Source organism: Pseudomonas sp. RA_35y_Pfl2_P32, from assembly GCF_963970735.1.
In the GTDB taxonomy this organism is placed as follows: domain Bacteria; phylum Pseudomonadota; class Gammaproteobacteria; order Pseudomonadales; family Pseudomonadaceae; genus Aquipseudomonas.
Genome location: NZ_CAXAQF010000017.1, coordinates 61,901 through 86,524, shown reverse-complemented (window position 1 = coordinate 86,524; position 24,624 = coordinate 61,901). Strand labels below are relative to the sequence as shown.

Sequence of the window (24,624 nt, the reverse complement as noted above, 5' to 3'; positions counted from 1 at the left end):
TCATCTGGCTGAGCGGCGCCCTGCACTGGACCACATCGTTACTCCACGGGGTCGGCGCAAACGCGCTTGCCATTGGCGTAAGCCGTTTGCCGGCCTGGTTTGCGTGGTGTGTCATGTGCCAGGCCAGCGCTACTTGGCCAGACATGGGGCGCCACGATACGGGCCTTGAGCAGGCCAACAAATGCCTGTGCTCCCCCAGACTGTTGAAGTTCACTTTAAAGTCATCCATGCACACGACCCAGCAATGGCTTGCCCGTTGCTCCTCGATATCAATGATCATAGCGACCTCCGTATTACGTCGAGAATCCGCGCGCACCGCCTCACGGCGTAATCGCGACCTTCATGACACCGTCCCGTTGGTGAGCAAACAATTCATAGGCCGCTTCAATATCATCGAGTTTGAAGCGGTGGGTCACCAGCGGCGACAGGTCCACACCACCGCTCTGCACCACCGCCATCAAGCGGCGCATGCGCTCCTTCCCGCCCGGGCACAGGGTCGTGACAATGCTGTAATCGCCCAACCCTGCAGCAAAGGCGTCCAGGGGAATGCGCAGATCGCTGGAGTAGACGCCCAGGCTCGAGAGTCGTCCCCCCGGACGCAGCACCCGCAACGCTGATTCGAATGTGCCCTGGGTACCCAGGGCCTCGATGGCAACATCGACACCCCGGCCATCGGTCAGGGCCATGATCTGCTCGACCACGTTGCCATCCTTGAAATTGACGACATGGGTCGCACCCAATTTTCGTGCGACGCTCATGCGCTCGGCCACGGCATCCACGCCAATGATCGTCGTCGCGCCTTTGAGCCGTGCACCGGCGACCGCGCAGAGCCCGATGGGCCCTAGAGCAAACACCGCAACGGTATCGCCAATATTCACCTCACCCCGCTCAGCCCCGGAAAATCCGGTGGACATGATGTCCGGGCACATCAGCACCTGCTCGTCACTGAGCCCGTCGGGAATGGGGCATAAATTGGCAAGTGCGTCCGGTACCAGTACGTACTCGGCCTGGCAGCCGTCGATGGTGTTGCCGAACTTCCAGCCGCCGATAGCCCGAAAGCCATGACGGGTGTCCGGCCCGTCCTGGGAACCGCAGCCACACAGGCAGGCGTAACTTTGGCCGCTGGGCGTGATGGCACCGGCGATTACCCGCTGCCCTTCGACAAACCCGCGCACCTGTGAGCCCAGCCGCTCAATGACGCCAACCGGTTCATGGCCCACGGTCAGCCCTTTGGCCACCGGGTACTCACCACGCAGGATATGCACATCGGTGCCGCAAATGGTCGTGGTGGTGATACGCACCAATGCGTCCAGTGGGCCGACCTCAGGGACGGGCTTGTCTTCCAGCACGATCCGGTTCTTTTCAACGAAAACCGCTGCTCTCATGGTTGCCACGGGGATGCCTCCTTAACGTATGAGCCAACGTTCTGCACAAGCCCAAAGACTGCGCCGGGGCGCCAGGCGAAAGATTGATAATGGTCAACAATGTCGACACTGGACCAGGCCCGGACAACCGTGCGTCGGGCAACACCCTCCTTTGCCCTCCCTTTGACAAAGATCAATCCCGATGCCCTGAACAGCGGCAGGCTAAAGGCAAGACTGCACGGCCCCAAAACACCGCAACCATTGGGGCGAGCGATTGCACGATCACCTCACCGGAGAGTTGTCATGACTGATCAATCACGTTTCATGCTGGTCGTCTCGCCGCTGATGGAGCACAGCCCCGCCTTCGACCGGGCCGCTGCCTTGGCCAAAGCTGCGGGCGCCGCCCTGCATATCGTGGCGTTCGATTACCTTGAAGGGCTGGCAACCGCCAGCTTGGTCAACGAGCAGGCGATGGAGCAGATGCGACTGGGCTATGTCGAGCGGCACCGTCAGTGGCTCGAAGACCAGGCGCGTCCCTTGCGCAAGATCGGTGTGCAGGTGACCACGGAAGTCGTCTGGGTAGAGAGGCCGCTGCAGGAGATCCTCATTCACCTCAAAGAGCAGCCGATGAGCGTATTGATCAAGGCCCTGGAGCACGAGTCGCTGCTGTCACGCCTGATGTTTACGCCACTGGATATCCATCTGCTGCGCGAATGCCCGGTGCCCCTGCATTTCGTCAGTCAATTGCACAATATCTTGCCGCGCAGGATCGTCGCCGCCGTCGATCCGTTTCATTCCGATGACCAATACAAGGGCCTCAACGACCGGATTCTGCGTGAGGCCTCCAAACTGGCGAGCACCTGTGATGCAGAACTGGACGTGATCTACGCCCATGACCTTTCCGGCATCAGCGCGGACGAATTCGGTTTCAGCAATGGCTCGGCGTTTTTCTCCTCGGCAAAAGCCAAGGTCCTGTTCGACGCGCAGGCGGATGCGTTTCGCGACCTTGCCGAGCGCAACGGTATCGCGCCTGAGCGCCAGCACATGATCATGGGCAATCCTGCCAAGGTGCTTTCCAGCTATGCGGACGCCTATGACATCGATGTGATTGTCATGGGACGTGTGGGTCACCGCGGTATGGGACGGTTGATCGGCAGCACGGTGGAGCATCTGCTGTATAAGATGCCCTGCAGCGTGTGGGTGGTGTCTCCAGAAAACATCTGACGGTCGATGGCACCCGCCGCGCTCATCCGCGCTGGCTTCAGATTTCCAGCCACGTGGGTGGCCATACCACCCACGTGACTGCCATGAGCCGCATTGCTCAGCGCGGCATTGGCCGTGACCCAAACCCTGTCTGAACCTGTGTGCCGGAGAAGCTTCGTGAATATCGATTGGCTCACTTTCACTCCCTGGTCGTCCCTTGCCGGTGGCGCATTGATTGGCCTGGCGGCCAGTCTGTTCGTCGTTGCCAACGGACGCATCGCAGGCATCAGCGGTCTGATGGGCAGTCTGTTACAGCGCCGCAGCGAAGGGGCAATCGAGAAAGCGCTGTTTCTCCTGGGCCTGCTCATCGCGCCGCTGGTATGGGGACTGTTTGCCACCCTGCCCCACCTTGAGTTCCAGAGTGGCTGGCTCGGACTCACGGCTGCGGGCTTACTGGTGGGCATCGGCACCCGTTACGGCTCGGGTTGCACCAGTGGACATGGGGTGTGCGGCATATCGCGCCTTTCGCCGCGATCGATGGTCGCCACGGCGTGCTTCATGTTCAGTGGTTTCGCCACGGTGTTCGTCTTGCGTCATCTGCTGGGGGGCTGAACATGATCAAGCTGAGTGCGTTCATTTCTGGCCTGCTGTTCGGCCTGGGTCTGCTTCTGGCAGGCATGGCCAACCCGACAAAAGTATTGGCTTTCCTGGATTTGGCCGGTGCCTGGGACCCTTCCTTGGCGTTGGTCATGGTCGCCGCCATTGGCGTAGCCGTTGGCCCGCTCACCTGGGCGCGGCAACACTCCAGCTCGCTGCTGGGAAGGCCAATGCAGCTACCGAGCAAACGTGAGCTGGACCCGCGTTTGGTGGGCGGCAGCCTGTTGTTCGGCATCGGCTGGGGGATAGCGGGCATCTGTCCTGGCCCCGCCGTGGCCATTGTGCTGACCGGACACTGGCAAGCGATCGTGTTCATGTTGGCCATGCTGGCCGGCATGTTGTTGTTTACTGCGCTGGAGACTCGGCGAACTCATTGAAAGGCAGAGCGCCGGGAAAACGAACACGCGGTGGTCGGTAGCACCTGCGAAGTGCGGACAATCACTTCAGTATCTGATGTATGTCAAAGGCGCTTGCGACGGCTCTGCTATTTGTTCAAGGGTCATGCTGAGGCTTTCAATTTTGGCAACTCGGCATTTGCTTCAGCTCACCCCTACCCAGGCAGCCAGACATGAAAAACAGCAGATTGGCCGTGCTCTTCCTCACCGCCTCGTTAGCCCCCCTATGGGCATTGGCAGCAGAACAACCTCAAGTGCCGCAGGCGCAACAACAGGCCCCGAATGTGGCCGAGTTCGATAAGCAGATGGTTCAGGCGCAAGACATCTTCAAGAAGATGCAGGCTCAGATGGAGCAAATTCAGCAAACCCAGGATCCCCAGCAGCGCCAGAAGCTCCTTCAGGAGCATTGGAACACCATGCAAAATGGAATGAGCATGATGAACGGTATGCGGGGGCCGGGAATGATGGGCAAAGGGCACATGATGGGGTGGCAGGATTACTCGAACATGACCCCGGAGCAGAAGAATCAACACCAGTACATGATGGACAGGTACACGGGGATGCAACAGATGATGATGGACAACATGATGCGCCATCAACACTTCATGCAGGGGCCGCCACCGGCCAAGCCTGGGCAGTAGGCCAGCGCCGAGTCTGACCAGACGGGAAAGCCGCTCACGTAACGCCGTCGAGAACGCGGCAACCCATTTCAATACGTGATGGGAGTATGGGCAAGCGAGGGCCAGAACAGGCCCTCGCTGTTTACAGTCACACTCAGCGCTTGAGTTTGCGCTTGTTGCGGTATTGGTCGATGACCACCGCGACCACGATGATCAAGCCTTTGATGATGTCCTGGATGTAGGCGTCGACCCCGACGAAGGTGAATCCGCTGGCCATCACCCCAAGGATCAGGGCACCGATGACGGTGCCGGTGATGCGCCCCACCCCGCCCGCCAGGCTCGTGCCGCCGATGACCGCGGCGGCAATCGCATCCAGTTCATAGGACATGCCCATCCCGGCCTGCCCGGTGGCGGCACGGGCCGAAGCGACCACACCCGCCAGTCCCGCGAGCAACCCGGCGATGCTGTAGACGATGACCAGATGGCGTTTGACGTTGATACCGGACGTGCGCGCCGCCTGCATGTTGCCGCCGATGGCGTAGGTGTATTTACCGTACTTGGTGTAGCGCAGTGCGATGTGAAAGATCACCGCCACCACCAGAAAAATGATCACCGGCATCGCACCGTGACCAATGGCCGTGTAGGAGTCCGAGAGCATGCTCACCGGCTGGCCTTCGGTGTAGTACCGCGCCAGGCCACGGGCCGAGACCATCATGCCCAGCGTGGCAATGAACGGTGGTATCCCGGTGATTGCAATGATGCTGCCGTTGATTGCCCCCGCCAGCAGCCCGACACCGAGCCCGACAATCACTGGAATCCACACCGGCAAGTCAGTCAGCGACGGGAATACCGCCCGTGCGAAGTCCGAGGTCTGCGCCAGGCTGGCGGCAATCATCGCCGACAACGCCAGCACTGAGCCTGATGAGAGGTCAATGCCGGTGGTGATGATGACCTGGGTCACGCCAATGGCCAGCAGACCAATGATCGACACTTGCAGGATCATCAGCACCAGGCGTTGGGAGTTCATCAGGAAGCTCTGGTCGCGCACGATCCAGCCAAACACCTCGAACACCAGGCCGATGCCAATCAGCACCAGGAAGATGCTCAGTTCCGTCGGAAAGCGTCGGCGACTCTTGACCGGTACCGTTGCTGGTTTGTTTTCCAGTATCGCATTCATAACCACTCACCCTTCTATCGCGTCGTCGACGCTGGCCGAGCCAGCGCCGGCCCATTAGTGAACCGCGGACATGCCCGAGGCCAGTTGCATCACTCGCTCCTGAGTCGCTTCGCTGCGCTCGAGAGTGCCCATCAGGTCGCCCTCGTGCATAACCATGACCCGATCGCTCATGCCGAGCACTTCCGGCAGCTCCGAGGAAATCATGATCACCGCCATGCCTTCGCTGGCAAGGTAGGAGATATGCCGGTAGATCTCGGCCTTGGCGCCGACATCGATGCCGCGGGTCGGCTCGTCGAGAATCAGGACTCGTGGATTGGTCATCAGCCAGCGCGCCAGCAAGGCCTTCTGCTGATTACCGCCGGACAAGGTGTCAATGCATTGCTCGAGCGACGGGGTCTTCACCCGCAGCTTCTTGCACATGTCTTCGCACAGGGCGCGCAGGGCTTTTTGCTGGATAAAACCGTGGCCGGCGAAGTGCGGCAACACCGCCATTTCCATGTTTTCCAGGACTGACAGGCACGGGAACAGGCCGCTGAGCTTGCGATCCTCGGTCAGCAGGGCGAAGCCCTTCTCGATGGCCATGTGCGGATCGGTAATGCGCACCACTTCCCCGTCGAGGCGAATCTCGCCACCGTCGCTTGGGGTGATGCCAAAGATCGCCTCGGCGACGTTGGTCCGCCCCGAGCCCATCAGCCCGGCAATGCCGAGGATCTCACCGGCATGCAGATCGAAGGACACCTCCTTGAAAACGCCATCGAGCTTGAGGTCGCGCACCGACAACAACAGATTGCCAATCGGCTTTTCGCGCACCGGGAACAACTGGCCCAGTTCACGCCCGACCATCATCGAAATCAGGCTGTCGCCGTCCATGCTGTCGGCCCGCTGCAGGCCGATGTAGGTGCCGTCGCGAAACACGGCCACTTCGTCGGCGATGCTGAACACTTCATTCATTTTGTGGGTGATATAGATGATGCCTTTGCCCTGGCTCTTGAGGTCGGCAATGATCGAAAACAGGTGGGCGACTTCCTTGTCGGTGATGGCCGAAGTCGGTTCGTCCATGATCAGGATGTCGGAATCGTAGGACACCGCCTTGGCGATCTCGACCATCTGCCGTTCGGCGATGCTCAGGTTGCCGACCTGTTCTTCCGGATCAAGGTTGATGCGCAGGCGCTCCAGCAGCTTCGCCGTGCAACGGTGCATTTCCCGGTGGTCGATCATGTGGAAACCGTTGAGCTGCTCACGGCCGATCCAGATGTTCTCGGCGATGCTCATGTGCGGCATCAGATTGAGCTCCTGATGGATCATCGCAATCCCGGCCTGCAGTGCCGCCAGGGGCGTTTCGAAGACCACCGGCTTGCCCCGCAGGCGCAGTTCGCCGGCGTCTGGCTGGTAGATGCCGGCGATGATTTTCATCAAGGTCGATTTGCCCGCGCCGTTCTCGCCCATCAGGGCCAACACGGAACCGGGGCGTACCCGCAACTGGACGTCGGACAAGGCCACCACCCCGGGAAAACCCTTGCTGACGTTGACGATCTCCAACAGGTACGGCTCATCGACCGGTATTGCGGTTGGCTGGACACCCGGCAACGGGGTGCTCGAAGCAGTCGCTGAAGCGAACATGATCAGGTACTCCATCAGCAAGGTCGCGGTTGCCACCTTGCGTGCTTATTGTTGTTATTGAACGGACGGACTATTTGAACTGGTCAACGTTCTGCAGGGTGATCAGGCGATACGGCACCCATACGGCCGGCTCTACCGGCTCGTTTTTGGCCATTTTCACGGCCGTCTCGATCGACCCGTCTGCCTGCCCCTTGGCGTCCTGAAACACCGACACGACCAGAGAGCCCTTCTTCACGGCGTTCAAACCGTCAGGCGTACCGTCGACACCGGCAATCAGGATGCTGCCCTTTTCAACTCCGGCCTGTTGCAGGGCCATCGCGGCACCAATGGCCATCTCGTCGTTGTTGGAGACGACCGCGTCGAACTTGCGGCCCTGGGTCAGCCAGTCATTGACCAGGGTCATGCCCTTGTCCCGCAACCAGATGCCGGTTTGCTCTTGCTCGATCTTGATGTTCGGGTACTTGGCCAACACCTCTTTGACCCCCTTGGTACGGTTGGTGGTGGAGTTGTTCGCCAGGTCGCCCAGCAGAATCACGATGTCACCCTTGCCGCCCAATTTGTCGGCCAGGTATTGCATCTGCATCTGCCCGGCCTCCAGATCGTTGGAGGCGACAGTGACCACCCCTTGGGGCAGGTTCAGGTCATCGGGACGGCGGTTGACATAGACCAGCGGAATGCCGGCTTTCACCGCAGCTTCAGTGATTTTTTTGGTGGCGGCGGTATCCACCGGGTTGACCACGATGGCATCGACCTTCTGACTGATGAAGCTTTCTACCTGGCTCAACTGCCTGACCACGTCGCTGCGCGCGTCTTCGAACTGCAGCTTGACGTCATCGGGATAGGATTTGGCTTTTGCGTCCATGGATTCACGCAGATAGGTCAGCCAGGTGTCATCGAACTGCGACATGCTGACACCGATCTTCATGTCGGCAAGTGCAGCGCCGCTGGCGAACATCAGCGACAAGGCAAGTGAGGCGAAACGGATCTTGGTCTTCATGAAAGGTCTTTCTCCACATTCTTGTTGGTTTTATGGATAAGGCGTGACGATTTCAGTAAGCGGGCAAGCGGGAAAAGAGTTGGAGCCGGGTGCGAGGCAGTTCGCTGGAAATGACTTTATTGGAAAATATTTTCCATATCAACTCATTTAAGAATTTTATTCTAATTTTGCCCGATGACGCTCGAAGGGGCTCAATTGCACCACCTGATGGCGCTCGAAACTCAGCCGCGCAGCGTCTAGCACACGGGTGGTCGCCAGTGCATCGCGGGCGTCCACAGGCAGTGGGCCACCGCTCTGCAATGCGGCTTGCAGTTGTAAATAGAACTGATTCCAGCAACCACGTTCGGAGGGAACCCTTTCGCGCACTTCGCCCTGTTCGAACCAGCCCCAGCGCCGGTGCTCCTCCACGCCCCAGCGCTCGCCTTCGGATTTGGGCGTGAGCCCGGCAAGGGCCGACGCCTCCTGCCCATCCAGACCGTCGACGCTGTAGCAGCCCTGAGTGCCGGTCACGCGAAAGCGCGGGCCGGGGGTGTTTTGCAAGCAACTGCCGCCCAGGTGCGAGATCACACCGCTAGCGTGAGTCAGGGACATAAAGAAGCCGTTATCGAACGTCTGGTCCTTCTCCAGATAATCCAGCTCGGCATAAACCTGGGTGACGGGGCCGAACAGCAGCAGCGCCTGATCCACCAGATGACTGCCCAGATCACGCAACAAACCACCACCGCTGCCGTTGTTCACCGACTGCGGCGAGTAACGCTCTATCCGCGATTCAAAACGGGTGACTTGGCCCAGCGCACCGGAATCCATGAGTTTGCGCACGGTCAGAAAGTCCGAGTCCCAGCGCCGATTCTGGTAGACGCTCAGTTGCACGCCTTGCCGCTCGGCCATGGTGATCAGGGTTTGCGCCTGTTGCGCATCAGCGGCGAACGGCTTGTCGCTGACCACCGCCACGTTGTGTTCGATGGCGTCGAGTACCAGTGCCGGGCGGCCTTTGAGCGGTGTGGACACGACCAGCACATCGACCCCGATTTCGACCAGTTGACTGATGCTGTCGAAGGCCGGCACGCCGGGGTGTTCGGTCTCCAGCAACTGGCGCCGTTGCGTTGAGCGGGTTACCACGCCGACGAAGGTTGCACCCGGCAAACTGCTGATCAGTGGAGCATGGAAAAACCGGCCGCCATGGCCGTATCCGACAAGTCCGATGCGCATGAAAATGTTCTCCTTGTAAATGAGCGCAACCCCTGTGGGAGCCAGCCTGCCGCGCTCACCTTCGTGGGGGGTTAACCGTAGAAATGGGGGCGGTCCGGGAGGGTGACGTTTACGATCTGCCCGCTGTTCTGCGCCTCGATGCACGCATCCGCCGCCACCGCCGCGGCGAAGCCATCCCACGCCGAAGGCCCACCGACCTGCCCGACGCGCACGCCATCGATGAACGCCTGCAACTCAACGTCGTAAGCGGCGATGAACCGGTCTTTCCAGTCCATCAGAATCGCATTGGACAGCTTGGCCCCGCTGCGCAACTGCACTTGGGACGGTTCCGGCAGTTTGGCGATGCCGCTCTCCCCCACCACTTCACACTGGATGTCGTAGCCGTACTGGCAGTTGACGAATACTTCCACATCAATGCGTGTGCCTTTGGCGGTTTCCAGCAGCACGATCTGCGGGTCTTTCAAATGGGCGTGGGCCTTGCTGGTCTTGCGCGGGAATACCACCTGTACTGACACGTAGTCGTCGTCGAGCAACCAGCGCAGCACATCCAGCTCATGGATCAGGGTGTCGGTGATCGCCATGTCAGTCTTGTAGTTCTCGCCCACGGTCGGGTTGCGGTGGGCGCAATGCAACATCAGTGGCTCGCCGATCTGGCCGCTGTCGATCACTGATTTCAGCGCTCGATACCCTTCGTCGTATGGACGCATGAATCCGACCTGTACCCGCCGCTTGCCGTGAGCCACTTCAGCCTCGACGATCTTGCGGCAGCCTTGGGCTGTGACGGCCAGCGGCTTCTCACAGAACACTGGCTTACCGGCGGCAATCGCTGCCAGCACGAACTCTTCGTGGCTCGGGCCCCAGGAGGTCACGAGGATCGCCTCGACTTCCGGCGCCTTGATCAGGGCATGGCCGTCGGGATAGACCTCGGCGGTCAGCTTCAGATCGGAAACGACCTTGGCCGCTTGCGGCAAATTGATGTCGGTGACCGCCACGACCTGACTGTTGAGCAAGGTCTGACTGCAACGCCGGATATGGTCCTGACCGATAGCCCCGGTGCCGATGACGCCAATGCGCAGTGAATTCGAGAGCAATGACATGGAGATTCTCCTTCGAAAATGTGGTGTGGGTTTCAGGGGCAATCAGTATTGACGGACCTTGGCCAGCCGTTCGTTCAGGGTCTTGGCCACCGCATCGGTACGGGCGCTGGTGGAAACCTGCGCCACGCCGACCCGCCACCAGGACAGATAGCCGTGAATCATGGTCTTGGGCAGGACCTTGATATCGATCAGCGTCGAAACCGTCTGCAAGCGCGCATCCGCCAGTGCAGTTTTCAGCGCTTCAACGGTGTTCACGGTGTAAGTCTTGCAGCCATAGGCCGCCGCGCTCATGGCGAAATCCACCGGCACAAAGCCACCATCGAGCTTGCCGGATTGCGGGTTGCGGAAGCGGAATTCGGTGCCGAAGCTGTCCATGCCATGCCCCATCTGCAGGTTGTTGATGCAGCCAAAGGTCATGTTGTCCAGCAACACCACGTTGATCTTGCGCCGCTCCTGAATCGAGGTCGCCAGCTCCGAGTGCAGCATCATGTAAGAGCCGTCGCCCACCAGCGCATAGACCTCACGATCAGGCTCGGCGAGTTTCACACCCAACGCAGCATTCACCTCGTAACCCATGCAGGAATAGCCGTACTCGACGTGGTAGGTGTTCACGCCCTTGCTGCGCCAACTGCGCTGCAAGTCGCCAGGCAGGCTACCGGCGGCGGCGACGATCACTGCGTCGTCCGCCAGGGTTTCGTTGAGCACGCCGAGCACACGGCTCTGGGTCAGGCAGGAGCCGGTCAGCTCGATGAATTCGCGCAGTACCGCCGGGTCCATGTGGTCGTTGATTTCCGGGACGAAATCCTTGGACTGGTATTGCACCTGATTGAGGCGATCGATTTCCTCATCCAGTTGCGCCTTGACCTGACGGGGTTGATCGCCCCAACTCGAGCGATATTCACCCAGCGCTTGGGCCAACGCCAACAAACTGGTTCTGGCGTCCGCCAGCAATTGCACGCCATCGAGTTTCAGGGCGTCGCAGGGGCAGATATTGAGGTTGAGAAACTGCACCTGCGGGTGCTGAAACAACGACTTCGACGCGGTGGTGAAGTCGCTGTAGCGGGTGCCGATGCCAATGATCAGATCAGCGTCCCTGGCCAGCAGGTTCGCCGCCAGGCAACCGGTTTCTCCGATGCCTCCGACGTTCAGCGGATGGCTGGACACCACCGCGCTCTTGCCGGCCTGGGTTTCGGCGAAAGGAATGTCGAAGCGCTCGGCAAATGCCTGCAACGCGGCGTTGGCACCGGAATAACGAACCCCGCCCCCGCAAATGATCAACGGTTTACGCTTGCCTTTGAACAGCGCCAGTGCATCGCCGAGCATGGCTTCGGTGGCTGGGCGACGCTCAATGCGGTGCACGCGTTTTTGCAGGAAGTCATCGGGATAATCGTAAGCCTCGGCCTGTACGTCTTGCGGCAAGGCCAGGGTCACGGCGCCGGTTTGCGCAGGATCAGTGAGCACACGCATGGCGTGGATCGCCGCTGTCATCAACTGCTCGGGACGGTTGATGCGGTCCCAGTACTTGCTGACCGCCTTGAACGCATCGTTGGTGCTGATGCTCAGGTCGTGGAACTGCTCGATCTGTTGCAGCACCGGGTCGGGCTGGCGGCAGGCATAGACATCACCGGGCAATAGCAGCAATGGAATGCGGTTGGCTGTCGCGGTGGCGGCAGCGGTCAGCATGTTTGCCGCGCCTGGCCCCACCGATGAAGTACAGGCGTAGATCCTGCGCCGCAGATGCTGCTTGGCGAAACCGATGGCGGCGTGAGCCATGCCTTGCTCGTTGCGGCCCTGATGGACGATCAGGTCGCCACTGTCTTGTTCCAGCGCCTGCCCCAGCCCCAGCACATTGCCATGGCCGAAAATGGTAAAGACACCGGCGACGAATTTGCTCTGGACACCGTCGACTTCGATGTACTGGTTGTCGAGGAATTTCACCAGGGCCTGGGCCATGGTCAGTCTTGTTGTGGTCATATCTGATCCTTCACTACACGAAGAAACCCTTGTGGGAGCGAGCAGGCTAGCTCCCACATTTTTGATTTGTGTTGGCCTCAGGCCAGGGATTTGTGCAGATGGTCCATGCTCGCGCCGATCGCCTGCCGGATATCCGTCAGGCCATGAATACTGTCGGCAAACGGCTCGAACGACAGGTAGCCGCTGTAGCCGCTACTGAGCAAAGTGTCGATCTGCGCTGCATTGCCGAGAATGTCGCCTTCGCCCACCAGCACCCGATGGCCGTCGCGCAGGGTCGCCAACGGCGCTTCGGCATCCTCGACCCCAGAGATGTGCACCAGCCCGGTCAGCGCCGGGAAGCACTCATGCTCGCCGGCCAGGTGATGGTGAAAGGTGTCGTGGACCAACCGGAACACATCCAGCCCGCCGATGGACTTGATTGCCTCCACCGCCGTGCGCTTATGGCGCAGCGAGCATGCTTCGAAACCCAGCGGTTCGATGAAGCCGAGAACCCCGTGATCGCGCAGAATCGGCGCCAGCTGACTCAACGCCGTGCGCAGGCCTGAAGCGCGTTCGGCTTCGGTACGCGGATCGGCACAGTCGTTCAATGGACACATGACCAGCCCTTGGGCACCGCAATCCCGGGCATAGGCAGTGAGCTGCAAGGCGTGCTCCCGACGCTCGTCATTCCACACATCAAACGGATACAGCGCGTTGATCGACAGCACGCTGATGCCGTTGGCCGCACACAACTCACGCACGCGTTCGGGTGCGCTGCCGTCTTCGATCTCGACACCGTTGAGGTCGTTGCGGATCTCGATGGCGTCGGCCTTGAGGGAAACCGCCAATTCAATGAACGCGGGCAAGGACAAATGTGGGGCGACCATACGGTTCAAGGCGAAACGCAGGGGCATGCTCATTATTGTTGTTCTCCACACAGGTGCATTATTTAGCGGTCGGCATGCTGAATTCGGGGCCTTTGGCGATGCTGTCGGGCCAGCGCTGCATCACGCTTTTGTAGCGGCTGTAGAAGCGCAGACCTTCTTCGCCGTAGGCATGGTGGTCGCCGAACAGCGAGCGTTTCCAGCCACCGAACGAATGCCAGGCCATGGGCACCGGAATTGGCACGTTGATACCGACCATGCCGACCTTGATGCTGCGGGCGAAGGCACGGGCAATCCCACCGTCGCGGGTGAAACACGACACACCGTTGCCGAACTCATGGGCGTTGATCAACGCAACGGCGCTGGCGAAGTCCGGAACACGGACGATACCCAGCACCGGGCCGAAGATTTCCTGCTGATAAATGCTCATCTGCGTCGTGACGTTATCGAACAGTGTCGCGCCGACAAAGAAGCCATTCTCGGCCCCCGGCACCTTGAAATTGCGACCGTCGACAATCAGCTGTGCGCCCTGCATGACGCCTTCGTCGATAAAGCCTTCAACCTTGGCCTTGTGCTGCGCAGTGACCAACGGCCCCATGTCGGTGTCGTCCTGCAGGCCGTTTCCGACTTTCAGTTGATCAATGCGCGGCAGCAGTTTGGCAATCAGTTGATCACCGACGTCACCGACCGCCACGGCAATCGAGATTGCCATGCAACGCTCGCCAGCCGAGCCGTAGGCGGCGCCAATCAGGGCATCTGCCGCTTGATCCAGATCGGCATCGGGCATGACGATCATGTGGTTCTTCGCCCCGCCCAGGGCCTGAACCCGCTTGCCGCGCGAGGTGGCCTGCTGGTGGATGTACTCGGCAATCGGCGTCGAACCGACAAAGGAAATCGCCTCGATGTCCGGGTGTTGCAGCAAGGCGTCGACCGCTGTCTTGTCACCCTGGACCACGTTGAACACACCGTCCGGCAAGCCGGCTTCGGTCAGCAGGCGAGCCATCAGCAAACTGGCGGACGGATCGCGTTCGGACGGCTTGAGGATGAAGCAGTTACCGGTGACCAGCGCCAGCGGGATCATCCACAGCGGCACCATCACAGGAAAGTTGAACGGCGTAACCCCGGCGCACACGCCGAGTGGCTGGCGCAGGTTCCAGTTGTCGATACCGCCGCCGATGTTGTCGCTGAATTCGGTTTTCAACAGGTTCGGCGCGCCGCAGGCGTATTCGACGATTTCGATGCCTCGGGTGACTTCGCCCTTGGCGTCGGAGAACACCTTGCCGTGTTCGCGGCTGATGATTCGTGCCAGTTCATCGTGATGGCGGTCGAGTAACTCCTTGAATTTGAACATCACCCGCGAACGCCGTAGGGACGATTGCTCGGACCAGGCCGGGAAGGCTTTGAGGGCCGATGCCACAGCCTCGTCGACTGTCTTCTCGCTGGCCAGCCCGACCCGTGCCTGCACGCAGCCGGTCGCCGGGTTAAAGACATTGCTGAACCGCTCACTGCCGCTGTCTTGCACCTGACCGTCTATGTAATGGCCTACAACCTGGGCGTCGCTCATCGTTATTGTTCTCCGTGCAGAGAGTGGAATTCAGAGATCCAGCAGCCAGCTGTGCTGCGGATCGTTATGGAACTGCCAGACGCGTTTCGGGCCAGCCATCACGTTCAGGTAATACGACTCGTAGCCGTACGGCACACTGACCGGGTGGTACCCCTTGGGCACGACCACCAGGTCGCTGTTTTCCACGGCCATGGCCTGATCGATGCTGCGATCGTCGGTGTACACCCGCTGGAATACGAAGCCCTGGGGCGGGTTGATCTGGTGGTAATAGGTTTCTTCGAGAAAGCTCTGGTGTGGCAGGTCGTCCGTGTCGTGCTTGTGCGGTGGATAGCTGGAGGAGTGTCCGGACGGCGTGCGCACTTCGACCACCAGCAGTGAATGGGCAGGCTCGGTGTCCGGCAGGATGTCGCAGACGTAACGGGTGTTGGCGCCCTTGCCGCGCACACTGCGCTTCATCGTGTCGGGGGTGATCAGGCGTGGGCCGAACGATTCGCTGGGCGAACCAGGCGCAGCGCACACGGCAATTTGTACCTCACTCAGGGCGACCACCTGGGCTTGACTGCCAGGCGGCAAGTACGCGGCGAACGGAGATTTGTCTTCGAACACCGACTGCCGATCGCCAATGTTGTCCCAGTCGAACGCGCCCTGCCCCGGCGCTTCGCCCTTGAGGCTGACCCGGCCGCTGAGCAGCACCAGGCACAGTTCTTTATCACCCGCCGAGACCGGCAGTGTTTCGCCCAGGCTCAAGCGGTAGGCGGCGAAGCCAACGTATTCCAGCTCGCCGTTGCCCAGCTCGACCATGGTGCGGCCACAGGCGTTGCTTTTGACCAGCAGGCTCATGACGCGGTCCTCTCGTCGAGCAACGCACGCAAGGTGTCGTAGCCTTTTTTCGCGTAGACATAACTTGGCGCCACCGCCGGGTCCTGCTCGGCTTCGACCACCAGCCAGCCGTGGTAGTCGGCGGCCAACAGCACGTCGAGCAGGGCGCTGAAGTCGATATCGCCATCGCCGGGCACGGTGAAGGTGCCATTGATGATGCAGTCCGGGAAGCTCCACAGGTTGTTGCGCGCCAGTTGCACCACCGGTTTGCGCACGTCCTTGAAATGCACGTGGCAGATGCGTTCGATGTGCTTGCGCAGCACCTGCAAGGGGTCACCGCCGCCCATGTAGCAATGACCCGAATCGAACAGCAGGCCGACTTCGCTGCCGGTCAACGCCATCAGCTTGTCGATGTCCGCCGGGGATTCGATGTAAGCGCCCATGTGGTGGTGATAGGCCAGACGCACGCCCTGGGACAGGGTGAAACGCGCCAGTTCGGTGAGCTTGTCGGCGTATTCCTGCCAGGCCTGTTCGGTGTGAAAGCGCGGGCGTTCGATCAGTGGAATGCATTGGCCCTGGATCGAGTCAGCCACTTCTCCGTAAACCAGCACCTTGGCGCCGTTCTTGGCCAGCAGTTCGACATGGCTTGCGATGGCGTCGATTTCCTCAGCCACCGAGCGGCGAGCCAGGCGACTGGAGTACCAGCCAGAGACCAGCGCCAGGTCATAAGGTCGCAACACGTCGCCGACGCCCTTGGCGTCCTTGGGGAATTTGCCGTTGAGTTCAAACCCTTCGTAACCGATTTCCTTTCCTTCGCTCAGGGCGGTGCTCAATGGCGTCTCGCCACCGAGGGACGGCAGGTCGTCGTTGCTCCAGGAGATCGGGTTGATGCCAATTCGAATTGCGGGCATGGCTGCACCTTTTATTTTTTTTACATTACCGGTAAGAGCGGCACAAAACCCTGTGGAGCAGGCTTGCCGGCTCCACAGGGGTGTAGTGGTGTTTCGTCAGGTGCGGGACGCACGCCAGGCATCGATCAGTTCGACAAAGGTGCCTTGCACCTGCTCAATCAGCGCCTCATCGTCGATTTCCCCGGCCAACCATGCACGGCTCGGCTCCTGGAAAATCGTTCGCCCCACGGCGAACCCGCGGCAGGTCTGGCTCTTGCTGGCCTGTTTAAAGCCTTCGGCCAATGCGGACGCCGGAGCATTCAAGCCCAGCAGCACCACCCCTCGGCAGTACGGGTCGCGTTCCTGGATCAGTTCGTCGAGTTGCTGCCACTGCTCGGCGCTTTGCGCTTCGATCTTCCACCACGCCGGGTAGATGCCCAGGTTGTAGAGACGTTTGAGGGCGCGATACAGAACGTCCGGATGGGCCGAGGGGTGATCCTTGGGCGGGATGATTTCCAGCAACAGTTCATGACCGCTGACCTGGGACGCCTGATACACACTCTTGATCTGCGCTTCCTGTTCCAGGCGCAGCAGAGGCTCGTCATCGGGATGAAACTGCACCAGGCACTTGATGATCTGTTCCTTTGGCCAAGCCATCAGGTTGCTGCCGATGGAGCGGCCGTGTTCGAAGGCCAATGGCCGCGAACCCTGGACTTCCACTGGCCTGGCCACCCACCAGCCGCGACCCGTGCCGGCGTTCAGTGAGTCCTGGCCGAAACGTTGATCGGCCAGCAGCCCGACATCGGCGTCGATGCCCTGCTCGCGCAAATCGGCTTCGACCCGCTCCACGGCCTGGATAAACAGTTGCTTGAGTTCGCGGATGGCGTTGAGGTCACGGCCGCCCTTTTGCGCCAGTTCCACCAGTTGCCAGCGATGGTCGAAGGCAAAGATGAACAGTTGCCTCCACTGTTTGCGCGGCACACTGACTTGATGCAGGCGCTGCAACACCGCGTCCTGGTCCGGACGGGTAATCGGCACCGGGCTGTTGAACAGGTAATCCAGTTCGGCGCGGGTCGGCATCGCCGGGGCGCAGGCATGGCGCGACACCACCAGGGCGCCGCAGGCATTGGCCAACTGGCAGCAACGCTCATCGCTGGCGTCCTCCAACCAACCACTGAGGAAGCCCGACATAAAAGCATCGCCGGCACCCAAGACATTGAGCACTTCCACGCGCACGCCCGGATAAATCGCACCGTCTTCAAGTCGCGCCGGAATCACGCCGTGAATCACCGTGCAACCTTGCGGGCCGAGCTTGACCACCAGCGTTGCAGTACTGAGCCGCCGGACGTTACGTAGCGCGGTGAGCAAATCCTCGGCGCCACCGGCAATCAGAAACTCTTCTTCAGTACCGACGATCAGGTCGAAACGCGAAAGGAGTTTCTGCACATGCTGGCTGACGTCCTGGTTGGCAACGAAACGGGTTTCACCGTCCGCCTTGCCGGCCAACCCCCAGAGCACCGGGCGGTAGTCGATGTCCAGCACCCGTCTGACATTGTGTTTCTCGGCATAGTCCAGTGCCTGGATGCTCGCCTTGTACACGCCATCGGTAGAGAAATGCGTTCCAGTGATCAACAAGGCTTTGCTGGAGGCAATAAACGCTTCGCTGATGTCGTCGGCCCGTAATGCCATGTCGGCGCAGTTTTCGCGGTAGAAGACCAAGGGAAAGGTTTCGCGGTCCTTGAGGCCCAGCAGCACCATGGCGGTCAGGCGCTCAGGATCGACCTTGATGCCCCTGACATCACAGCCTTCACGGGCCAGGGATTCCACGAGGAAGCGGCCCATGTGGTCGTCCCCTACCCGGCTCAGCATCGACGACTTGAGCCCCAACCGGGCGGTGCCGAACGCGATGTTGGCGGACGAACCGCCCAGGTATTTGGCGAAGCTGCTCACATCCTCCAGCCGCGCCCCGACTTGCTGTGCATAGAGGTCGACGCCAAGGCGCCCGAGGCAAATCAGATCCAATTGACGCCCACTGGCAAAACGAGTCTGGCCCATGCTGGCTCCTGTTATTTTTATCAGCCTGCGTTCGAGGCCATGAAGGCGCCGAACACTCTTGGTGGGATGCAGACTAAAACGACCGGGACCGAACAATCAATAATTATTCCAATTATTTTTCTCGTGGAATAATTTTTCCAATATGCTTTGGTGCAGGCGCTCCAGACTCAGTCCAGCGCTCCAGCAAGCATCGCACCGCTACACGGTTCAAGATTTTATTCAGGCCGACCCTGTAGACTGCGCACAGCCAACCTATTGTTAGGGGGCGAAGTGAAAAATCGTCCCTGTCAGAACAAGCCAGAAGGATTCCCCAATGTCCCGCACCGATCAGCCGGCCATGACCGAGAGCACGCCCGAGAGCGATCTTGTCAGCCCCCCGATCAACGCCGAGCGTCTGCTGCAGCTGATCACCCATGAATACGAAAGTCTGCCGCGCCAGCTCAAACGCATCGCCAGTTACATGAGCCAGCAAAGCGATCGGATCATGGTCGACCGCATCAGTGACATCGCTCGCGAGTGCGAGGTGCATCCGTCGGCCATCGTGCGGTTTTCCCAGCGTTTTGGCTTCACTGGCTTCAGCGAAATGCAGGCACTTTTCCGCGAGGCGTATACCCACAAGACCACGCCGGTGCAAAACTACCAGCAGCGCATTCGCAGCATGATCGCCAACAAGTCGCAGAAGGCCAGCGGCGGCGACCTGGCGCGCGAGTGCATCAACGCAACCCTGTCGGGCATCGAACGACTGGGCCTGGAACTCGATGACCAGGCCTTCGACAAGGCCGTGGACCTGGTGGTGAATGCCGACAATATCTATGTCGTCGGTGTGCGCCGTTCGTTCGCAGTGGCCGACTACCTGGTCTACAACCTGCAACACACCAACAAACGTATCCACCTGGTCTCGGGGCTCGGCGGCAGCTACCGCGAGCAGATGCGCAGCGTGCGCGCCAATGACCTGGTGATCGCCATCAGCTTCACGCCGTACGGCAAGGAAACCCAGCACTGCCTGCGCATTGCCCAGCATCATCAGGCGAAAACCCTGATCATCACCGACAGTAACCTTTCGCCTTTGGCCAAGCGCGCCAATACGGTGCTGCTGGTCAACGAAGGCAGCTCGTTTGCCTTCCGCTCGTTGAGTGCGACCTTGTGCCTGTGTCAGGCGTTGTTTATCGCCGTGGCTTATCGACTGGAGTTGAAAGTCGATGAGATTCACGAGCAGGTCGGGTTCGAAGACTGACCCAGACACTGGCAGTACGGCGCCACACGCAGCGAAGAACGTCCACGCGAGCGCTCAGCGGCCACATTTAAATATTTATTCTAAAATTGATTAAAGCGAATATTTATTCTATATACAGGTTTCCTAAAAACAAAACCAAAGGATCCTGTCATGCGCGAACTCGGAATCGGACTGATCGGCACGGGTTTCATGGGGCGTGCCCATGCCCTGGCCTTTCGCAACGTCAGCGCAGCATTCGAACTGCCCTTCACGCTTCGCCTGGCCGCCCTGGCCGACGCCGATCCCGGTCGCGCCCAGGCATGCGCCACTGCCTGGGGCTTTGAGCAGGCCTATGGCGACTGGCAGCAATTGATCGACGATTCCAAGGTCAACCTGATCGCCATCACCACCCCCAACCACCTGCATTACCCGATGGCCATGGCCGCGCTTGCCGCTGGCAAACCGGTGTACTGCGAAAAACCGCTGGCGGTGAACCTTGAACAGGCCAATGCCATGCACCTGGCAGCCAAGAGTGCGGGCGTGGTCACCCGTGTTGGCTACAACTACCAGCACAACCCGATCATCGGCCTGGCGCGGGAGTTGATTCAAAGCGGCAGACTCGGTGAGATCATCAGCTTTGAAGGCGAATTCAGCGAAGATTTCATGGCCGATCCAACATCCCCCTGGTCGTGGCGCTGTGAGGCCGAACATGCCGGTGGCGCACTGGCGGACCTGGGCAGCCACTTGCTGGGCATGGCGCGCTATCTGCTCGGCAATGTCGAAGCGGTATGTGCCGATACCCAGACCGTACACCGCCAGCGCCCGGCCACCGCCGGTAGCCAGGAACAACGCACCATTGCCGTCGACGATCAGGCCCATGCGTTACTGCGCTTTGCCAGCGGCGCACGTGGCACTTTCAGCAGCAGCTGGCTCAAGCACGGCTACAAGAATCACCTGAGTTTCGAGATCAGTGGCACCCAAGGGACCCTGTCATTCGATCAGGAGCGCTTGAATGAGTTGCGCCTGTGCCGTGTCGGCCAGGACGGCTTCCAGCGTTTACTGGCCGGGCCGAACCTGCCCGGCTATGCAGCGTTCAGCCCAGCACCAGGGCATCAACTGGGCTACAACGAGTTGAAGACGCTGGAAGTGCATGAGCTGATCATGGCCTTGACCGGGCACGGACACGCCGGCACCGATTTCGAGCAGGCCCTGGAAGTGGAGCGACTGGCGACAGCCATTCGATTGGCGGCACGGGAACAGCGCTGGGTCAATATCAGCGAGGTCTGATCGCGGTCAAGGCTGCCGCCAATGGTCGGTAGGTCGACGTTGCCTCGGTGTTGATCGGTCTATCGGAACGCTGCCCAGCGCGCTTGCTGTTTATTGTTGTGACGGTTGGTGCTGGGCGGTTTTAACCCAGGCTGCTGACTTCAGAAGCTGGCCCTCATGAGCTGGATCAGTTGGCGTCAACATTAAATCGCTATACTCGACCCTCTTGCATCGACCCAAGGTTCGTCCGATGACTGATTCGCTCAACGCTCAACTGGACGTAGTCATTATCGGCGGAGGGCAATCCGCCTTGGCGGTAGCGTATTTCCTGCGCCGTACAGCTCTTTCGTTCGTCATCCTGGACTCAGAGGAAGAACCCGGTGGTGCCTGGCGACATGGCTGGAACTCGCTGCGTCTATTCTCGCCCGCCACCTGGAGTTCGATACCCGGCTGGATGATGCCCCCCACGCAAGATGGCTATCCTTCACGAAATCATGTGATCGAATACCTCAGCCAATACGAACAGCGCTACCAGTTCCCGATCGAGCGCCCGGTTCGGGTCACCTCTGTTGAGCGAACGGCATCTGGCCTGCGTGTACGTTCTGACGACCAGCATTGGGAGGCCAAGGTTGTTGTCAGCGCGACAGGTACCTGGAGCAATCCCTACGTCCCTCACTACCCCAATGCCGAGCTATTCGCCGGTCTGCAGTTGCATTCTGCTGACTATGTTGAAGCACAGGCATTCGCGGGCAAGAAGGTGCTTGTGGTAGGCGGAGGTAATTCAGGGGCACAGATTCTGGCCGAAGTATCAAAGGTCGCCGAGACCACGTGGGTCACCCCCGTTGAACCGATATTCTTGCCTGACGATGTGGATGGACGGGTACTGTTCGAGCGTGCAACCGAGCGTTGGAAAGCCCAGCTGGAGGGGCGTGTCATTGAGCAGCCGGTGGGTGGGCTGGGCGATATCGTCATGGTTGCGCCCGTTGTCGAAGCCCGCGAGCGCAACGTGCTCAAGTCGGTACGACCTTTCGAAAGTTTTACGCCTAATGGGGTTGTGTGGGTCGATGGTTCCGAGTCTGCGGTGGACGCAGTGATTTGGTGCACCGGATTTCGGCCCGCCCTTGAGCCTCTGGATTCACTAGGAGTGGTCAACTCCGAGGGCCGCGTCGAGGTCGAGGGCACGCACTCCACCCAAGAGCCAAGGCTGTGGCTGGTCGGTTACGGCGAGTGGACAGGTTCAGCGTCCGCCACATTGATCGGTGTGACACGAACTGCACGGAGCACAGTCAATGAGATTGTGGCGTTTGTTGCCTGACATCCTGCGCACAAGCGTAAAGCTCGACTCTGGCGATGCACGCGTTTAGGCACTGACGACGGTTTCATAGCGCCTCGGCATGCCTGGGCAAGGCGATGGAAATCAGGGCCGCGAGCACCACGAATATGCTCGATATCCACAAGCATGCTTGCAGCCCATACACCTGATAAACCCAGCCGGACAGCACCGTGCCTATCAGTCGCCCCATGGCGTTGGACATGTAATAAAAGCCCACATCCAGCGACACGCCATCTTCCTTGGCGTACGACACGATCAAGTAGCTGTGCAGCGACGAATTCACTGCGAACAACGCACCAAAAACCATCAGTCCGCCGAGTAGCACCACCTGTTGCGACAGCCCGGTGTTCAGACCAAGCGCGATTGCCGCGGGCAGGCCCGCCAGTGCAAGTGCCCACAGAAACGCCGCACGACCATCCGGTACCTGTCCTCGTTTCTTTCCAGTGATGTTGGGCGCGAAGGACTGCACGATGCCGTAGCCAATCACCCAGGCCGCCAGGAAGCCACCCACTTTCCAGAAGTCCCAGCCGAACACACTACTCAAGTACACCGGCAAGGCCACCACAAACCACACATCGCGGGCGCCGAACAGAAACATGCGCGCCGCCGAGAGGATATTGATCGCCCGGCTCTTGGACAGGATGTCGCGAAACTTCGGTTTGGCGTTGGCCTTGCCCAGGTCCTTCTTCAACAGGATCAGGCTGCTGATCCAGATCAGCGCCAGGACAGCCGCCATGGCCAGCAAGGCGCCTTGGAAGCCGATCAAGGCCAACAAGGCGCCGCCAAGAAAGAAGCCGACCCCCTTGAGCGCGTTCTTCGAGCCGGTGAGGATCGCCACCCACTGGTAGAGCTTGCCCTGCTGACCATCCGGAACCAGCAGTTTGATGGCGCTTTTGGCGCTCATCTTGTTCAGGTCTTTGGCGACTCCCGACAGAGCCTGTGCCCCCATCACCCAAGGGATGGTCAGCCAAGCCACAGGAACGGTCAGCATCAGCAGCGCCGCGACCTGCAGGCCCAGACCGATGTTCATGGTTCGGTTCAGACCCAGCCGGGCGCCGAGGTAGCCACCCACCAGGTTAGTGATCACGCCAAAGAGTTCGTAGAACAGAAACAACGCCGCGATTTGCAGTGGGCTGTAGCCCAACGCGTGAAAGTGCAGCACCACCAACAGGCGCAAAGCGCCGTCGGTGAGGGTGAAGGCCCAGTAATTGCCCGTCACGAGCAAGTACTGCCGCACGTCTGGCGCGAGGGCTGACAACGCTTTCATGACCGCTCCTCAGTCTGCCAGACCGACCATTTTGGCCAGCTCGACGGTGCGGTTGGCATAGCCCCACTCATTGTCGTACCAGGCGTAAAGTTTGACCTGAGTGCCATGGATGACCATGGTCGATAACGCATCGATGATCGATGAGCGCGGGTCGGTACGGTAGTCGATGGACACCAGTGGACGCGTCTCGAAACCCAGGATGTCTTTCAGCTCGTTCTCGGAGGCGTCCTTGAGGAACTGATTCACCTCTTCGACCGTGGTGGCGCGCTCGACTTCAAACACACAGTCCGTCAGCGAAGCGTTGGCCAACGGCACGCGCACGGCGTGACCATTGAGGCGTCCGCGCAGCTCTGGGAATATTTCCGCAATCGCGGTGGCCGAGCCGGTGCTGGTGGGAATCAAACTCATGCCGCAAGCACGCGCACGACGCAGATCCTTGTGCGGCTGATCGAGAATGCTCTGGGTGTTGGTCAGGTCGTGGATGGTGGTGATCGAACCGTGGCGAATGCCCAGCTTTTCGTGGATCACTTTGACGACAGGGGCCAGGCAATTGGTGGTGCAGGAGGCGGCGGTGACGATACGGTGCTGCGCCGGGTCGAACAGGTGCTGGTTAACGCCCATCACCACGTTCAAGGCGCCCTGCTCCTTGACCGGCGCACAGACCACTACACGCTTAACGCCCTGATCTAGGTAGGCCTGCAACACCGCCACGGTTTTCATCTTGCCGCTGGCCTCGATCACCAGATCGCAGCCCGACCAGTCGGTGTCGGCAATCGCTTTGTTCGCGGTGACCTTGATGCGCTTGCCGCCAATCACTACATGATCACCTTCTGCGCCGGCGTCGTTGTGCCAACGGCCATGCACCGAGTCGAAGTTGATCAGGTGCGCATGCGTCGCCGCATCACCTGCTGGATCGTTGATCTGCACGAACTCGAACTCTGGCCAGCTCCAGGCTGCTCGCAGCGCGAGGCGACCGATCCGACCGAAACCATTGATGCCAACTTTGATAGTCATGTTGTTGTGCTCTGTCTCTGTTGTCAG

At 60.1% G+C, this 24,624-nt stretch carries 21 protein-coding genes; 7 read left to right on the top strand and 14 right to left on the bottom strand.

Annotation, left to right across the window (positions count from 1 at the left end; all coding sequences use genetic code 11):
• Positions 1 to 320: 320 nt before the first annotated feature.
• Complete coding sequence (locus tag AACY45_RS18150) at positions 321 to 1,394, bottom strand: NAD(P)-dependent alcohol dehydrogenase (RefSeq protein WP_182344225.1); 1,074 nt, start codon at positions 1,392 to 1,394, stop codon at positions 321 to 323.
• Between the two features lie 273 nt (positions 1,395 to 1,667).
• On the opposite strand from AACY45_RS18150, the gene AACY45_RS18145 reads away from it, so the two are divergent.
• From AACY45_RS18145 to AACY45_RS18130, 4 genes are all read left to right on the top strand, one after another.
• The gene (locus AACY45_RS18145; RefSeq protein ID WP_339546724.1) at positions 1,668 to 2,588 is read left to right on the top strand and encodes a universal stress protein; all 921 of its coding nucleotides are present in this window, start codon (positions 1,668 to 1,670) and stop codon (positions 2,586 to 2,588) included.
• Positions 2,589 to 2,744: 156 nt separating this feature from the next.
• Positions 2,745 to 3,179 (top strand): YeeE/YedE family protein, encoded by a 435-nt coding sequence (locus AACY45_RS18140; RefSeq protein ID WP_339546723.1) that lies wholly within the window; start codon positions 2,745 to 2,747, stop codon positions 3,177 to 3,179.
• A 2-nt stretch (positions 3,180 to 3,181) separates the two neighbouring features.
• The gene (locus AACY45_RS18135) at positions 3,182 to 3,601 is read left to right on the top strand and encodes a DUF6691 family protein (protein ID WP_339546722.1); all 420 of its coding nucleotides are present in this window, start codon (positions 3,182 to 3,184) and stop codon (positions 3,599 to 3,601) included.
• A 191-nt stretch (positions 3,602 to 3,792) separates the two neighbouring features.
• On the top strand, positions 3,793 to 4,260 hold the full coding sequence (locus tag AACY45_RS18130; RefSeq protein WP_339546721.1) for a hypothetical protein: 468 nt from the start codon (positions 3,793 to 3,795) through the stop codon (positions 4,258 to 4,260).
• Between the two features lie 133 nt (positions 4,261 to 4,393).
• On the opposite strand, the gene AACY45_RS18125 is transcribed toward AACY45_RS18130, so the two are convergent.
• From AACY45_RS18125 to AACY45_RS18075, 11 genes are all read right to left on the bottom strand, one after another.
• Complete coding sequence (locus AACY45_RS18125; protein ID WP_008063531.1) at positions 4,394 to 5,416, bottom strand: ABC transporter permease; 1,023 nt, start codon at positions 5,414 to 5,416, stop codon at positions 4,394 to 4,396.
• Between the two features lie 54 nt (positions 5,417 to 5,470).
• A complete protein-coding gene (locus AACY45_RS18120; protein ID WP_339546720.1) occupies positions 5,471 to 7,036 on the bottom strand; it encodes a sugar ABC transporter ATP-binding protein in 1,566 nt (521 codons plus the stop codon).
• Between the two features lie 70 nt (positions 7,037 to 7,106).
• Positions 7,107 to 8,033: a sugar ABC transporter substrate-binding protein gene (locus AACY45_RS18115; protein WP_339546719.1), complete on the bottom strand. Its 927-nt coding sequence runs from the start codon at positions 8,031 to 8,033 to the stop codon at positions 7,107 to 7,109.
• 156 nt (positions 8,034 to 8,189) lie between these two features.
• Positions 8,190 to 9,242 (bottom strand): Gfo/Idh/MocA family protein, encoded by a 1,053-nt coding sequence (locus tag AACY45_RS18110; protein WP_339546718.1) that lies wholly within the window; start codon positions 9,240 to 9,242, stop codon positions 8,190 to 8,192.
• A gap of 71 nt (positions 9,243 to 9,313) precedes the next feature.
• Positions 9,314 to 10,339 carry a Gfo/Idh/MocA family protein gene (locus tag AACY45_RS18105; protein ID WP_339546717.1) on the bottom strand — a complete coding sequence of 342 codons (1,026 nt, stop codon included), beginning with the start codon at positions 10,337 to 10,339 and terminating at the stop codon, positions 9,314 to 9,316.
• Between the two features lie 42 nt (positions 10,340 to 10,381).
• On the bottom strand, positions 10,382 to 12,313 hold the full coding sequence (iolD, locus tag AACY45_RS18100; protein ID WP_339546716.1) for a 3D-(3,5/4)-trihydroxycyclohexane-1,2-dione acylhydrolase (decyclizing): 1,932 nt from the start codon (positions 12,311 to 12,313) through the stop codon (positions 10,382 to 10,384).
• Between the two features lie 77 nt (positions 12,314 to 12,390).
• Complete coding sequence (locus tag AACY45_RS18095; protein WP_339546715.1) at positions 12,391 to 13,212, bottom strand: TIM barrel protein; 822 nt, start codon at positions 13,210 to 13,212, stop codon at positions 12,391 to 12,393.
• Between the two features lie 25 nt (positions 13,213 to 13,237).
• The gene (locus AACY45_RS18090; protein WP_339546714.1) at positions 13,238 to 14,740 is read right to left on the bottom strand and encodes a CoA-acylating methylmalonate-semialdehyde dehydrogenase; all 1,503 of its coding nucleotides are present in this window, start codon (positions 14,738 to 14,740) and stop codon (positions 13,238 to 13,240) included.
• 30 nt (positions 14,741 to 14,770) lie between these two features.
• Positions 14,771 to 15,580, bottom strand: a complete 810-nt coding sequence (gene iolB / locus AACY45_RS18085; protein ID WP_339546713.1) for a 5-deoxy-glucuronate isomerase — start codon at positions 15,578 to 15,580, stop codon at positions 14,771 to 14,773.
• Positions 15,577 to 16,470, bottom strand: a complete 894-nt coding sequence (iolE, locus tag AACY45_RS18080) for a myo-inosose-2 dehydratase (protein WP_339546712.1) — start codon at positions 16,468 to 16,470, stop codon at positions 15,577 to 15,579. Before iolE ends, iolB begins: the two co-directional genes overlap by 4 nt.
• A gap of 96 nt (positions 16,471 to 16,566) precedes the next feature.
• Positions 16,567 to 18,504 (bottom strand): bifunctional 5-dehydro-2-deoxygluconokinase/5-dehydro-2-deoxyphosphogluconate aldolase, encoded by a 1,938-nt coding sequence (locus AACY45_RS18075; RefSeq protein WP_339546711.1) that lies wholly within the window; start codon positions 18,502 to 18,504, stop codon positions 16,567 to 16,569.
• 313 nt (positions 18,505 to 18,817) lie between these two features.
• On the opposite strand from AACY45_RS18075, the gene AACY45_RS18070 reads away from it, so the two are divergent.
• From AACY45_RS18070 to AACY45_RS18060, 3 genes are all read left to right on the top strand, one after another.
• Positions 18,818 to 19,738, top strand: coding sequence for a MurR/RpiR family transcriptional regulator (locus AACY45_RS18070; RefSeq protein WP_339546710.1), 921 nt, complete (start codon positions 18,818 to 18,820; stop codon positions 19,736 to 19,738).
• A 150-nt stretch (positions 19,739 to 19,888) separates the two neighbouring features.
• On the top strand, positions 19,889 to 21,004 hold the full coding sequence (locus tag AACY45_RS18065; protein ID WP_339546709.1) for a Gfo/Idh/MocA family protein: 1,116 nt from the start codon (positions 19,889 to 19,891) through the stop codon (positions 21,002 to 21,004).
• A gap of 229 nt (positions 21,005 to 21,233) precedes the next feature.
• Positions 21,234 to 22,298, top strand: a complete 1,065-nt coding sequence (locus AACY45_RS18060) for an ArsO family NAD(P)H-dependent flavin-containing monooxygenase (protein WP_339546708.1) — start codon at positions 21,234 to 21,236, stop codon at positions 22,296 to 22,298.
• 64 nt (positions 22,299 to 22,362) lie between these two features.
• On the opposite strand, the gene arsJ is transcribed toward AACY45_RS18060, so the two are convergent.
• Complete coding sequence (arsJ, locus tag AACY45_RS18055) at positions 22,363 to 23,583, bottom strand: organoarsenical effux MFS transporter ArsJ (protein ID WP_339546707.1); 1,221 nt, start codon at positions 23,581 to 23,583, stop codon at positions 22,363 to 22,365.
• 9 nt (positions 23,584 to 23,592) lie between these two features.
• A complete protein-coding gene (locus tag AACY45_RS18050; protein ID WP_339546706.1) occupies positions 23,593 to 24,597 on the bottom strand; it encodes an ArsJ-associated glyceraldehyde-3-phosphate dehydrogenase in 1,005 nt (334 codons plus the stop codon).
• Between the last annotated feature and the right edge of the window lie 27 nt (positions 24,598 to 24,624).